Raw genomic sequence first — 14830 nt, forward strand, 5'->3', positions numbered from 1 at the left:
TTTTCGGTGTTTCACCTTGAAACAAAATCAATAGTTATTTTTGAACTGGCAGATTTCTTTGCCAAACACAAAAAAGCCTGGATTTCCGATGATGCCAGAAAATCCAGACGATGTGATTTAGCCTGTTTGTTGCATTGCTTTTAAATATTGTCCAACGGCTTCTGCTACTTCACGACCTTCGCGAATCGCCCAGACGATCAATGATTGACCACGTCTTGCGTCACCTGCGGCAAATACGCCTGGACGGTTCGTCGCGTAACGTGTCGTCTTGATTTTCCCACGTTCCGAGGCGACTGCTAAATGTTCGAGTACGTTCTCTTCGACACCACTGAATCCAATGGCAATCCAGACTTGATCGACTGGGAAGTAACGATCGCTCCCTTCGATCTCCTCAAAGATCACTGTACCCGATTCAGTTTTTGTTTTCGTCGTTTGAATCGTCCAGACACCGGTGACTTGACCCGATTCACTTGTTGTGAATCGCTTGATCGCGATCAAGTATTCACGAGGATCCCGACCGAATTGTTGCAACGCTTCTGCGTACCCATAATCGATGGAGTAGAGTGACGGTGTATCCGGCCACATGTTTCCTGTTGCACGCGTCGTACCCGGTTGTTCATGTTTACCGAATTGGACGACGGAGCGACAGCGTTGACGGAGTGCTGTTGCCACACAGTCCGCTCCGGTATCGCCTCCACCGATGACGAGAATATCTTTATCTTTCGCATCGTGATCAGCAGACAACGGTTCTTGCGAGAGCACGTGACGTGTCACCCCTGTCAAATAATCCATCGCATAACCACCCCCACGCGTTGGCGCATCCGTTAATTTGCGTGGTTCCGTCGCGCCGACACATAAGATAACGGCGTCATACTCCGCTTCAAGTGTCTCGAGAGTGATATCTGCACCGATCGTGACGTTCGTCCGGAAGTGGATCCCTTCTGCTTCAAGCAAATCAACACGGCGCTGTACGACCTCTTTATCAAGTTTCATGGCTGGTATACCGTACGTGAGTAATCCGCCAATCCGATCTTCCCGCTCGTAGACCGTCACTTGGTGACCGGCTTGATTCAGCTGATCGGCAGCCGCAAGACCGGCAGGACCAGATCCAACGATGGCAATCGAACGTGTCGATCGTATTGCTGGAATTCGGGGCACGACCCATCCTTTTTCAAAGCCGATGTCGATGATCGTCCGTTCGATATCTTTGATCGCGACCGCAGGTTCATGAATCGACAACGTACACGATCCTTCACATGGCGCTGGGCAGACACGACCCGTGAATTCCGGGAAATTGTTCGTCTCAAGAAGGCGATCGAGTGCCTCTTGAAAACGTCCTTCTTCTACGAGCAAGTTCCATTCTGGAATCAAGTTATAGACTGGACAACCAATCTTCACTTGATCAAATACTTCCCCTACATGGCAAAACGGGGTGCCACAATCCATACATCGACTTGCTTGTTGACTCGCTTCCGCTTCCGTCAAAGCCGTCTTATATTCCTTAAAATCACCCACCCGTTCGCTTGGATGTCGTTCCGTTCCACCCGAACGAGCAACTGTCATGAATTGATCGCGTCGTTTCATCGTACCCCTCCTGTTCTGCGCCCTAGATGTGTCTCAAATGCGAGCAACATCGCTTCTTCGGTGTTGTGTCCTTGTTTTGCGAAATCAGCCATCAACGTCGTCACTTTCTCATACGTCGAAGGAATGACGCGGATGAACGAATGAATGACATGATCCCAGTTCGCTAGAATCGCATCGCCCTGCTCACTACCGGTCCGTGCGACGTGACGTTCGATGAACGTCTTCAGTCGCGCAATCTCTTCGACATGCGTGACAGGTCCCGTCGAAACGAGTTCGCGGTTGACACGTTGTAAAAATTGTTCAGGATGACGCGGCAAGACATAAGCGACACCACCTGACATACCGGCAGCAAAGTTTTTTCCGACATCGCCAAGGACGACAACGGATCCACCGGTCATATACTCGAGTCCATGGTTACCGATTCCTTCGACGACAGCGACGGCTCCACTGTTTCGAACCGCAAATCGCTCACCTGCCTGACCGTTGACATAGAGTTCTCCACTCGTCGCCCCGTAAAGTGCGACGTTACCAATGATCGACTGATCGGACGAGACGAACGAAATCGAACGTGGAGGATGAACGGCGATGATACCTCCGGACAATCCTTTCCCGACGTAATCATTCGCTTCTCCCGTGACATCAAGCGTTACTCCGCGTGGTAAATACGCACCTAAACTTTGTCCGGCAGATCCATTCAGTTCGAGTTTCAATCGATCCGTTGGCAGACCAAGGGCCCCAAACCGTCTTGTTAGCATGGCACCGGTCTGCGTTCCGATCGCACGGTCTGTATTTTGAATCGTTAAACGTAGTGTCTGAGGCTGACTGAAATCTGCCGCCTCCAAATACGGCGAGATTTCACGCGCGTCAAAGGAACGCTCGACATGATGCTGTTGTTGTTCAGCCGGACCGTGTGTCACGTGAACGAGGAGACGCGAAAAATCAAGACTCTTCGCCTTCCAATGCGTCCGTTGTCGCTCCGATGGTTCGAGTAGGTCCGTCCGCCCTACGAGATCTTGTAGTCGGCTAACTCCGAGCTTCGCTAAATGTTCTCGTACTTCCTCTGCGATGAACGTCATGAAATGGACGACGTCATCGGCAGATCCCGTGAATTTCTTACGGAGCTCTGGATCTTGCGTCGCGACACCAACAGGACACGTATCGAGATGACAAGCACGCATCATGATACATCCGACGGCGATGAGCGGAGCTGTCGCAAACCCATACTCATTCGCTCCGAGCATCGCGGCGAGGATGACGTCGCGACCAGTCAATAGCTTTCCGTCGGTTTCAAGGACGACACGCTCGCGCAACCCGTTTAATGTCAACGTTTGGTGCGTCTCAGCAAGACCAAGTTCCCATGGCAGTCCGGCATGTTGAATACTCGTCTTCGGCGAGGCACCCGTGCCGCCGTCATGACCACTGATGACGATAACATCGGCAAGCCCCTTCGCAACTCCAGCCGCGATCGTTCCAACGCCACCTTTTGCGACAAGTTTGACGCTAATCCGGGCTTGATCGTTGGCACGTTTTAAGTCATGAATTAACTGGGCCAAATCTTCAATCGAATAGATATCATGGTGTGGAGGTGGGGAAATCAATCCAACACCCGGTGTCGATGCACGCACCCGTGCAATCCACGGATAGACTTTTTCACCAGGCAATTGACCACCTTCTCCGGGCTTCGCACCTTGTGCCACCTTGATTTGTAATTCGTCCGCGTGAACGAGGTAATGACTTGTCACCCCAAAACGACCAGAGGCGATCTGCTTGATTCGGCTCATCCGGAAGTCACCATTTTCATCCCGTTCGTATCGTTCCTCCTCTTCACCGCCTTCACCACTATTACTCTTTCCGCCTAAGCGGTTCATCGCGATCGCAAGCGTCTCGTGCGCTTCTTTTGATAACGAGCCGTATGACATCGCACCCGTCTTGAAGTATTTGACGATTTCGCTGACAGGCTCAACTTCTTCAATTGGAATCGCCGTCGTCTCCTTGAACGTCAACAGATGTCGTAGCACCGTTGCCGGTTCCTCCTGAATGCGTTGAGCGTACTTTTGATAGAGCCGGTAATCATTCGTACGGCATGCGTGTTGCAACAAATGAATCGTTGCTGGGTTAAAGGCATGATGTTCTCCAGCTTGACGGTACCGGAAGACACTGCCGGACTCTAAATGAATCCGTTCATCTGCAATCTGTTGTGCTCGTCGGACTTCTTCTTCCATCAGTTCAAGCGTCATCCCGCTCAATTGAGAGACCGTACCCGTGAAATGCTGGTCAATGACGGAGCGATCGATTCCGACTGCTTCAAAAATTTGCGCACCACGGTAGCTGAAGACCGTCGAAATGCCCATCTTCGACATGACTTTGACGACGCCTTCCGTGACTGCTTTTTGGTAACGTTTGTCGACATCCGTAAAACGATCCCCTACCGCTTCTTCAAGCGTCGCATATGCCAGGTACGGATAAATCGCATCCGCACCATATCCGAGCAACGTCGCGACATGGTGGACTTCACGAATCTCTCCCCCTTCAACGATCAAGCTGAGATTTGTACGTAATCCCTTGCGAATCAGCGCATGATGAATCGCACTCGTCACTAAGAGGATTGGCATCGGCAAGGTACCGGGGCGTACGAGACGATCCGATAATGTCAATAATTCATACCCGTTTCGTGCAGCGGTCACAGCCTCATCAACGATCATGTCGAGTGCTTCTGCAAGCGAGTCGGTGAACGTCGTCGAAATCGTTTTTTGCTTAAGTCCACTTTGTTTAAGCGCATGGGCTTCGTCTGGTCGCAGAATCGGGGTCTCTAAGCGAACACGACGACAGTTCGCGCGGTTCGGCGTCAGCAGTTCCCCTTGTCGACCAAGCCATGTCAGCGTCGAGGTGACGATCTCTTCGCGTAACGCGTCAATTGGTGGATTCGTGACTTGTGCGAACAGTTGCTTGAAATATCGGAACAAGGATTGAGGACGTTCACTTAAGACCGCTAGCGGTATATCCGTTCCCATCGCGCCTAACGGATCCTTTTGTTCTTCGACGAGCGGGATCAAGTATTGATCGATATCTTCACGCGTATATCCAAAATGCCGTTGTTTTGTTCCAAGTTCAACGAGCGTTTCCTTGAAGTCGTTACTTGAAAGGGACACGACTTCTTGCGCGAGCCACTCCGCGTAAGGGTGCCGTGTCGCTAGCTCCCGTTTGATCTCTTCGTCTGCAATCAACTGACCGGACGCAAAGTCGAGTAAAAGCAGTTCACCCGGTGCTAATCGTTTTTTGTACAGAATGTCTTGTTCACGAAGAGGAAGTACCCCTGCTTCTGACGACAACATGAAGTGACCATCGCGTAACAATACATATCGCGCTGGGCGTAAACCGTTTCGGTCAAGCGTCGCACCAATCTGTTTTCCGTTCGTAAAGACAATCGCAGACGGACCATCCCATGGCTCCATCATGCTACTGTGGTACTCATAATACGCGCGCTTCGCTGGTCTGATCTCAGCATGTTCGAATGGTTCCGGTACGAGCATCAGTGCTGTCTCAGCGAGCGAGAGTCCGGACAGATGAAGAAACTCAAACGCATTATCAAGCATCGACGAGTCGCTACCTGTCTCATCTAGAATCGGTAACACTTCCTCTGCCCGATTACCATACGTCGTCTCGGCCAGTCGACGTTCTCGACCGCGCATCGCCCGAATATTTCCTTGCAACGTGTTGATTTCACCGTTGTGAATCAAATAACGGTTCGGGTGAGCACGTTTCCAACTTGGGAACGTATTCGTACTAAAACGCGAATGCACGATACCAAACCCTGATTGATAGCGCTCATCTCGTAAGTCATCGAAGTATGCGCGCAATTGATCCGTCGTCACGAGTCCTTTGTAAACGATCGTTTCACTCGAGCTACTCAAGACGTATTGTTCAAGACCGAGTTGTTCTGATTCACGTTCAAATGCGCGACGAATCAAAAAGAGTGTTCGTTCAAATGTCAATCCTTCCATCGCCTTTGCACCAATGAAACATTGACGAATGACTGGCTCCGTGCGGCGGGCACCCGACCCAAGCACTTCTGACTGAACAGGTACAGTACGCCATCCTAAGACGTCTTGTCCTTCTGTCAAGATGATGGATTCTAATGTTCGTTCGAGTCGCATCCGTTCCCGTTCCTCACGTGGTAAGAACATCATGAAAACGCCATAATCCCCTTTTTTAGGGAAGGAAATGTGGCGAACCGTTTCACGAAACAAACGATCTGGTAATTGCGTTAAAATACCCGCTCCGTCTCCCGTCTTCGCATCGCTTCCTTGTCCACCACGATGTTCCATTTGACAAAGCATGGCCAATGCATGTTCAACAATTTCATGACTCGCTCGTCCTGTTTGATGTGCGTAAACCCCGATCCCGCACGCATCATGTTCCATACGAGGGTCGTATAATCCCTGCTGTTCAGGGTACTGATGAAATGTCATGGTAGCACTCTCCTTGCCTTCTTAATTTTCTGTATATTCAGTTAAATTATACTTTACACTCTTTTATGTTTATTCGCTACTATGCATAATCACCATTTTATTTAACCTTTAAAGATAGAAATACCATATATCAACATTGATAACGCTTACATAAACATGGATATTCATTCAATATTTTTTTTAGTTGAATTCTACACTTTGTGCGCGTATTACTTTGCCCGAACATAAGATTCCGTGGTATTTTTAACTATGAAAAGAGTTATTGATCATGGAAGTAGAGAGAGGAATAATACGATGAAAAAAACAATGCAATTTACGGGTCTCTTGATCGCAGGAAGCTCGATCTTATTAAGCGCATGTGGTCAGCAAGAGGAGAAGGCAACCGCATATGACAAGATTCAAAAAGATGGCACAATTGTTGTCGCGACGGCTGGTACACTTTTCCCGACATCTTACCATGAAGAGAAAAACAATAAGTTGACTGGATTTGATGTCGAAGTCGTCAAAGAAGTAGCAAAGCGTCTTGATTTGAAAGTGAAATTCAAAGAGATGTCATTCGACGGTATGTTGACAAGCGTCAATACAGGTCAAGTCGATCTCGCTGCTAACGACATTACGATCACCGATGATCGTAAAGAAAAATTCGCGTTCTCAAAACCATATAAATATACGTATGGTACGGCAATCGTCCGTAAAAGTGATTTATCAGGCATCAAGTCTCTTGAAGACTTGAAAGGTAAAAAAGCTGCCGGAGAAGCTACAACGACATATATGCAGATTGCTAAAAAATACGGTGCAAAAGAAGTCACGTACGATAACGCGACGAACGATCAGTATCTACGAGATGTCTCAAATGGTCGAACAGACGTCATCTTGAATGATTACTACTTGCAAACACTCGCTGTCGATTTCTTCAAGGACTTCGATATTACGATTCACCCTGATATCGCTTATAATCCAAGTCAGGTTGGTTTAATCATGGATTTAGATAACAAGGAACTTCAATCCAACATTAACGAACAACTCGATAAAATGAAGGAAGATGGCACATTAAAGGAAATTTCGAAGCAATTCTATGCTGGAAAAGATGTCTCTCAAATGCCTGACGTCAAAACGACGATCGTCGATGTGAATTAACGATGTCTTCGATTGATTGGCGGTCCGTCTTCAATCCGGAATTGGCGGTTGAATCGTTTCCTTATATTTTGAGTGGACTGGGACAGACGCTATGGATTTCCTTGCTCAGCATGACCATTGGTCTTGGAATTGGTTTGCTCCTTGCCCTTTGTCGTCTGTCTAGGCTTCGACTTTTACGTATCGGAGCGAGCGCCTACATCTCGTTCATGCGAGGTGTTCCGATTCTCGTGTTGCTGTTCATGTTGTATTTCGGACTGCCGGTCATCAATATTCAACTGGACGCGTTAACAGCAGCAATTACCGGTTTTAGTTTGAATAGTGCTGCGTACATGGCAGAGATCATTCGTTCTTCCTTACTATCGATTGATCGTGGTCAGGAAGAAGCGGCAGCTTCGCTTGGTTTATCGCGATATCGAACGTTCGTTGGTATTATTTTGCCACAAGCGATCCGAATCGCCATCCCACCGCTTTCAAACGTCTTGCTTGATCTCGTCAAAGCCTCGTCGCTTGCTGCCATGATTACTGTCCCTGAAATATTTCAAAAGGCAAAAATCGTTGGTGGGCGTGAATTTGATTATATGACCGTTTACTTTGTCGTTGCGTTCATTTACTGGGGAATTTGTTCCTGTATCGCAGTCATCCAAGAGATTCTCGAGCGTCGTTTTGCACGGTATCTCTGATTCATTATTTCGCAAACTGTTATACAAACAGGCGATGGACCATGTCCATCGCCTGTTTGCTTTTTAAATTTTTACTGATTGGTTACCCTTCCCGATACATCGCTAAAAAATGTTCGAGTTGCCGCGGTTGTAGCGGTCGATGGAAGAGGTACCCTTGCAACGTATGACATCCTAACCGCTCGAGCAACGCTGCCTCTTCTTCTAGTTCGATTCCTTCTGCGACGATCGTCATATCTAATCGTTTCCCTAATTGAATGATTGTCTCGATCATCGCTCGTTTTTTTTCAGAATGAATCGCTTCTTGAACGATTTCTTTCGGAATCTTCAATTGATCGAATGGAAGTTCAACGAGAGGCTGCATAGAGGAAAAACCGGTTCCGAAATCATCGAGTGCAATTCGAATTCCGTATAAATGGAGCGCATTCAATGTCTCAATGATTTGTTCCGTTCCCTCGATGAAGATGTGTTCTGTCATCTCGATTTCAAGGAGTGATGGTGGAAAACCTGTTTGTTTTAAGGTCGTCAGTACTCGATCTGTAAAATCAGGTTGTCGCAATTCCCAAGGCGAAACATTCACTGAAATCGTTATGGGTTCCTTCCCTTCTTCCAACCATACTTTTCCTTGTAAGCAAGCTTGTCGCATGACCCAGCTTCCAAGCGTTTCAATGAAACGTGTCCGTTCCGCAAGTGGAATGAACTCATTTGGCGGAACGAGACCATACTCCGGGTGATTCCAACGAATTAATGCTTCCACTCCTGTGATTTGACGCGTTCGTGCATTGACTTGAGGTTGAAATAAAACGAAGAAATCACGATCCAACTCTGCATCGTACAAATCGCGTGTTAATTGAAGCGCTCGCTTTCGTTCATTTTGAGTCGCTAAATCTGTAATCGCATACGTATTTTTTCGATTTGCCTTTGCTGTAAATAATGCAATCTCTGCATCGTTAATGACATGGTCTGTTGTTTCATCGTTCATGTATGAAACACCGATACTTGCAGTTACATTAATCTGCTTAAAATCGATTTGTACACGTTCTGCTACACTCGACAAAATATCATCACAGAGCACGCGTGCATCGTAATGGTGTGGTGCATGCAATAAAAAAGCACTTCCACTTGCTTTCGCAATTGTACAGTCCGGAAAGTGATTCATCAATCGCCGGCCAATGATGTGTAACGAGCGGTCTCCAGTTCGGTATCCGAATGCATCGTTGACTGTTTTGAAATCGTCCAGATCAACGAGACAAATCATATCACCTTCTCGTTTCTTCTTATCTACTTCAATCACAAATGAAGATCGGTTTGATAAACCTGTCACAGGATCCGTGAATGCTTGTTCTTGTAAACGGGCTAGGTAGTCAATATTACGTTCAAGACGGGTGACGTATTGATTATGAATCAATAAACTAATGATCGTCGCAATCAAGATAAGTCCAATGCGCGCGATGTGATCGGATGCAAACATCGTGGCATTTTCAAAAGATGGAGTATGATACCAAATATAGAGAAGAGAAATCGTCGTAATGCTCGTTGCATACAGCAACATTGTCCGATTAATGACGACTAATGACGCTAAAATGAAAAGAAGTGCACATGCCCAAACCGTTTGGACACCACGATCGATGAACGGATAATAAATGTATGGAATCAACAAAAAAACACTCGACATTATATGTGGCTTTAGCCGATCTGACAGTGTACTTTTACCAATGAAGTATTGTGCTATTCCAGCACTCGCAATGACGAGAGCGCGAATCCAATCCTCCCCATTTAAACCAGAACGACTAAACAGGTTAGCAACGATATATAAAATGGCACCACAACTCGTCAATACAAAAATGATCATCCCGAACAACTGATAATTTGCCCGGATTTCTCGATGATATTGCAAACTATTGGAAGAACGTCGCTGTGTGTTCACCGCCATCCCCTCTTTCTAGTTCCTGTCGGTTATTTTCCTTATCAGAACCAAAACAAAACCTGAATTTTCTAAAAATAATAAAATAATGGGAAGTCATGATTTTGATTAGAATGGGAATAGATAGGTATAGAAAGGAGCGATTAACTATGTCTCATCTACTGTTTATTGAAGCCAACGATAGCACACATCAAAAAAAAGGCATTAGTTCTGAATTGAACGATGCTTTCCTAAATGCGTATCGTGAGCATCATCCTGGCGATACAATCACGGTTTTGAATTTATTCGAGGAACGTCTCCCCTTCTTTGATTTAAAGCTTGCGAATGCGGCAGGTCGACTATTTAAAGGAGAGGAATTAACGGGAGATGATGCGATCCACGCACAACGGCTTCAAGAATATTTAAACGGATTCTTAGATGCCGATAAGGTCGTCTTTTCATTTCCGATGTGGAACTTAACAGTTCCTGCACCGCTTCACAACTATATGGATTATCTCGCACAGGCTGGTCAAACGTTTCGTTACACAGCTGAAGGTTCGATCGGACTGGTTGAAAACAAACAAGTGTTGTTGATTCATTCACGCGGTGGCGATTACTCGACAAAAGAGAAAGCACCAAGTGAACACGCTGTTCGCTACATGTTAGACTTATTAGCATTTTTCGGAATTGATGATGTATCGACAGTCATTTTAGAAGGGCATCAACAATACCCCGATCGTGCATCTGAATGGATTGAACAGGCACTTCTTGCATGTAAAAAGACAGGTGAACGATTCTAAATACGAAATAAAACAAATGAACTATTTTTTTCAAGTAAGATTTTTTCATGAACAGGTAGATTAAAGGTACGGAATAATGAGTACGCCATTGTAAAGTCTTTTTGGATGTCAGAGGGGTTACGATTCAAAATTTTTTTGAAGTAACCTCTTTGATAATATAGTTGACCTAAAAGTTGACCATCTTCAATTTGCAAGCTCTCTTGAATGCCTTGTTCAGTAATCTCTAATCCAAGTTGATTTCGATTTTGTTCAGATAGTTGTTTTGCATAGTTGTAAAGAATCTTAATACGAACTTTTTTCAGTTCAGTTGTGTCATAGTTAAACCGAAGCAATTCTTGAAAGCTATTTTCTGCTGAATCAAAATCCTCATGCTCAATAAAAGAAATCGCGATTGCCATATGAATTCTTAAATAAAGCGTTGGAGATTTGAATTGTAATGACGTATGCATCAATAATTGTTTAAATTCACCAATGGTTTCAAGATAAGTTCTAAAATTTCGTTTTTCATGAATGATAATTTCATAATACATTGCTAAAAATTTTATCTCATCGTAGTCTATTTTGTTTTTTATATCATCAATAATCATGCGGGCTTCTTCAAATTGATGACTTTGTAACAACCTCAATAATTGTTGATCATAAGATGTAAACATATCACTCCGAAGATGATCTTCAAACAACATGGAGAGCGGTACCTTAAGACGTTTTGCAACTTGTTGTAACCAATCAATTGTTGGTGAATTTTTACCATTTTCTACTTTACTAATTTCGGCTTGACTACATATTCCCTTACATAATTCAGCTTGAGTCATATTTTTCTCTTTTCGAATCCGTTTAATTTCATATCCTATTGATGAAGATAAATGACTCATACGATCTCCTCCTTCATCTATTTTAAAGTTCAAAGTATAAAAAATCACGTTTACCATTTAATACTAGTTCAGCGTGATTTCTATTGTCTAACGCGTGAAATATGGTATACGCGTGAGTAAATGCTTCTTGAATGTCCTTACGTGGATAATCTAACTTTTCATAAAAACAACCTCGTTGATAAAAAAAATGACCTAACAATGACGTATCTTTTCTTTCTAGAGATGATTGAATGCCTTTTTCCGTTATCTTCAGTCCCATTTCAAAATCTGATTGAAAGTACAGTTGCTGCGCATAGTTATACATAATTTTAGATTTTAGTTTTATCAAATCATATGTCATATAATCATACTCTAATAATTCTTCATATATTTTTCGCGCATATTGATATTGGTGATTTAAATAATAATAGTTTGCGACAGACATTTTAATTCTTAAGAAAATAGATGGGTATTCGATTTCCATTTGTTCTTGATCTGATAAGTAAAGTAATTGAGAAATACAAGTACGGTAGTCAATATCTTTTTTACCCTCACGAGCTACCCACTCAAAATAACGAATTAATAATTGAACAGAAGAAGGTAAATCATTTGGTGTTTGTTTAATGAAATCAAGCATGTCATCATAACGATGTCGTCTAGAAAAGTCAGACAATTGTCTATCAAATTGATGAAATAGACTGGTCTCATTCGCATCAATGAAGAGATGAGCCGTTGAAGTATGGAGCTTTTGGGATAACCGTTGAACAATATCTATCGTCGGCATGATTTTTCCATTTTCGATTTTACTCAATTCCGCTTGGCTACATACATCTCTTGCTAATTCTGTTTGCGTTAAATTTCTTTCGACACGTAGTTGTTTAATATGTTGACCAAATGCTTCGATTTCCAAAATTTCTGCTCCTTTCTTGTAGTTTCATTTTCACTTAACAGCGTGTTTATTATTTGATTAAGTATACGGAGAAATCAGTTTATGATTCCGAAAAGTTTTTCTTAACAGATAAACAAGATAGCGAATTTTATGCACTCTAAAAAACAAGATATAGTATAAGATTTCGCATTGGGACAAGCGCCTATATAGGATTACTTTTAAGTCTACTCAAAAGTAAATAATAAGTGTTCCTCTTTTAGATCAACAACTTTTTGTTTAGTCGATTTAAGCTCTAATGCATGCAACAATGTATACGCAACTGTATATGTTTTTTGAAATGAATCTATTCCTACCGCTTCTTGATAGTTACCTAATTGAAAATACAAATGCCCTAAAAGAAAAGTTTGCTGATGAAGTAAACATAATTCAATTCCTTTTTGAATATATATTTTTGATTCTTCAAACAGATCTTGATACAAAAGGATTTGGGCATGATTAAAATAAATTTTGATTAAAGAGGTGACATATAATGAGCTATTAAGACTCTCTAACAAAATTTCGATATCCAAATAAGAATTCGTCGTTAAATGGAATAGCTTATGTTCAGCATATAAATTGGCAATCGCGGTTTTGATTCGAATGAACAAAGTGATTGATTCGTTTTGAACATCCCGTTCAATTAGAAGGTTATTTAATAGGAAAGTCGCGGTCCTAAAATCATACTGATCCTGTTTCAAGTCGACGATGATTCGAAAATATGCATTTAATATGACTAACTCAATATTTTCATTATTATTGTGCTTAGAAATGTATCTCTTGATTTGCTCATACTTTTCATCTCGAAGTAGCGCTGAAACAGTCTGATCAAAGCGTTCCATTTCTTCGTTTTCTTGAAGTTCTTCGAATAAAAGTGCAATTGGAACTTTTAATCGAGTGGCAATTTGCTTCATTAAATCTACAGTGGGTGAATTCAAACCATTTTCAATTTTACTAATCTCAGCTTGGCTACAAATACCATTACACAGTTCGTTTTGTGTCATCTGCTTTTCAATACGCAACTGTTTTATTTTTGTACCAATCGATGAAGTTAGTGAATTCATCTTCATCATTTTTCACTCACTTTCATCTATTGGGAATAGCAATAGTTCTGCTAAATGCACTTCAAGAATTTTTTGGTAAGCATGATTATTTGTTGCAATAAAAAAGGAATAGGCAATGGTATATGCCTCTCTAATATCATTATTTGCAGCATGTAATGATTCTAAAAAGAAACCTTTTTGATAATAAAAGTGACCAAGATATGTTAAATCTTGTAGTCTTTTTGTCTCTTCAATTACTTGTTCAACTTCTTGCAATCCTTCTTCAAATCGCTTTAGTCTATACAAATTTCTTAAATAATTGTACATGATTTTCATTTTAATTTTTTTATATTCACAGGTCTGATATGGCATTTTTAATAAATCTTCATAAATTTGGTGAGAATGCGCATATTCCTTATTATTCGTATAGAGAACAGCAATTGCCATTTGAATTCGAATATAAAGAAGAGACGACTGTTCCATGATTTTCTTTTGCGCAACTAATTGAAGTAAGGATGTAATGCATGAACGAAAATCAATATTTCCTCTTTCATATTCAAGCAGGACTTGATAATAATGAATAAAAATTCTAATTTCAAATATGGTTGTAGAGTTAGAATATTGAACTAACTCTGCTGACATTTCCCCATACGTTTTTTCTCTAAAATGCCGTAACATTTTTTGGTCAATTTCGTTCAACTTTTGCGAGACCTGTTCATCCGCAAAAAATAAAGAAATGGGTATTCGTAGTTTTCTAGAAATTTGTTGTAATAAATCAATTGTTGGAATGTTTCTTCCATTCTCGATTTTACTAATCTCAGCTTGACTACAAATATCCTCACACAGTTCCTTTTGAGTCATCCGTTTTTCTAATCGTAACATCTTAATTTTTTTACCAATCGATGAAGTTGGTAAATCTATCATTTTTTGTTCACTCACTTTCATTAATCGGAAATAAGAGGTGATCAGAAAAATAGGTTTCAAGGATTTTTAGATAAGAGTGATTCTGAGTAGCAATGAAAAAAGAATAAGCGGTCGTATACGCTTCTTTTGTTTCTGATTCAGATGCTTTTAACGCCTCTAATAAGATTCCTTTTTGAAAGTAAAACTGTCCGAGATACGTTAAATCCTGCAATTGTTTTGTCTCTTCGATGACCTTCTCAACTTCCTGCAACCCTTTTTCGAATCGTTCAAACTCTACTAAATTACGTATGAAATTATACATGATCTTCATTCGAATTTTTTTATATTCTCTTGTTTGATAAGGTAAGTCTAATAGTTCTTTATAGATTTGATGGGCACGACTATATTCTTCGTGGTTCGTATACAAAACAGCAATTACCATCTGAATTCGTGTATAAAGAAGAAATGATTTGTCTTTGATCTGTTCCTGTCTGACAACTTGTAATAAAGCTGTCTCTTATACACATCTCCGAGCCCA

10 protein-coding genes and 1 pseudogene are annotated in these 14830 nt (G+C 42.3%); 3 read left to right on the plus strand and 8 right to left on the minus strand.

The features are described 5' to 3' along the window. Window positions 1–117: 117 nt before the first annotated feature. Together F8N00_RS02895 and gltB are read right to left on the minus strand one after the other, a co-directional pair. Complete coding sequence (locus F8N00_RS02895) at window positions 118–1584, minus strand: glutamate synthase subunit beta (protein ID WP_421017765.1); 1467 nt, start codon at window positions 1582–1584, stop codon at window positions 118–120. After that, window positions 1581–6053: a glutamate synthase large subunit gene (gene gltB / locus F8N00_RS02900; protein WP_421017766.1), complete on the minus strand. Its 4473-nt coding sequence runs from the start codon at window positions 6051–6053 to the stop codon at window positions 1581–1583. The genes F8N00_RS02895 and gltB overlap by 4 nt, the downstream gene beginning before the upstream one ends. A gap of 294 nt (window positions 6054–6347) precedes the next feature. On the opposite strand from gltB, the gene F8N00_RS02905 reads away from it, so the two are divergent. Further along, window positions 6348–7190 carry a transporter substrate-binding domain-containing protein gene (locus F8N00_RS02905; RefSeq protein ID WP_023468566.1) on the plus strand — a complete coding sequence of 281 codons (843 nt, stop codon included), beginning with the start codon at window positions 6348–6350 and terminating at the stop codon, window positions 7188–7190. A 2-nt stretch (window positions 7191–7192) separates the two neighbouring features. Continuing rightward, entirely contained in the window at window positions 7193–7870 is a 678-nt protein-coding gene (locus F8N00_RS02910) for an amino acid ABC transporter permease (protein WP_035396973.1), read from the plus strand. Between the two features lie 82 nt (window positions 7871–7952). On the opposite strand, the gene F8N00_RS02915 is transcribed toward F8N00_RS02910, so the two are convergent. Further along, on the minus strand, window positions 7953–9794 hold the full coding sequence (locus F8N00_RS02915; RefSeq protein ID WP_370688659.1) for a putative bifunctional diguanylate cyclase/phosphodiesterase: 1842 nt from the start codon (window positions 9792–9794) through the stop codon (window positions 7953–7955). A 146-nt stretch (window positions 9795–9940) separates the two neighbouring features. Here F8N00_RS02915 and F8N00_RS02920 point away from each other — a divergent pair, with 146 nt between their 5' ends. After that, window positions 9941–10570, plus strand: coding sequence for an FMN-dependent NADH-azoreductase (locus tag F8N00_RS02920; RefSeq protein WP_421017767.1), 630 nt, complete (start codon window positions 9941–9943; stop codon window positions 10568–10570). Here F8N00_RS02920 and F8N00_RS02925 read toward each other — a convergent pair. The 5 genes and pseudogenes from F8N00_RS02925 to F8N00_RS02945 form a co-directional block, all read right to left on the minus strand. Beyond that, the gene (locus F8N00_RS02925) at window positions 10567–11442 is read right to left on the minus strand and encodes a helix-turn-helix domain-containing protein (RefSeq protein ID WP_023468570.1); all 876 of its coding nucleotides are present in this window, start codon (window positions 11440–11442) and stop codon (window positions 10567–10569) included. The two genes, F8N00_RS02920 and F8N00_RS02925, sit on opposite strands and share 4 nt — an antisense overlap. Window positions 11443–11464: 22 nt before the next feature. Next, complete coding sequence (locus F8N00_RS02930; RefSeq protein ID WP_023468571.1) at window positions 11465–12331, minus strand: helix-turn-helix domain-containing protein; 867 nt, start codon at window positions 12329–12331, stop codon at window positions 11465–11467. Between the two features lie 203 nt (window positions 12332–12534). Then, entirely contained in the window at window positions 12535–13419 is an 885-nt protein-coding gene (locus F8N00_RS02935) for a helix-turn-helix domain-containing protein (RefSeq protein ID WP_023468572.1), read from the minus strand. A gap of 3 nt (window positions 13420–13422) precedes the next feature. Further along, the gene (locus F8N00_RS02940; protein WP_035396959.1) at window positions 13423–14313 is read right to left on the minus strand and encodes a helix-turn-helix domain-containing protein; all 891 of its coding nucleotides are present in this window, start codon (window positions 14311–14313) and stop codon (window positions 13423–13425) included. Between the two features lie 7 nt (window positions 14314–14320). After that, window positions 14321–14779, minus strand: a pseudogene (locus F8N00_RS02945) (hypothetical protein); the annotation flags it as partial. Between the last annotated feature and the right edge of the window lie 51 nt (window positions 14780–14830).

Source organism: Exiguobacterium sp. A1_3_1, assembly GCF_048985645.1.
GTDB classification, from domain to species: Bacteria; Bacillota; Bacilli; order Exiguobacteriales; family Exiguobacteriaceae; genus Exiguobacterium_A; species Exiguobacterium_A indicum.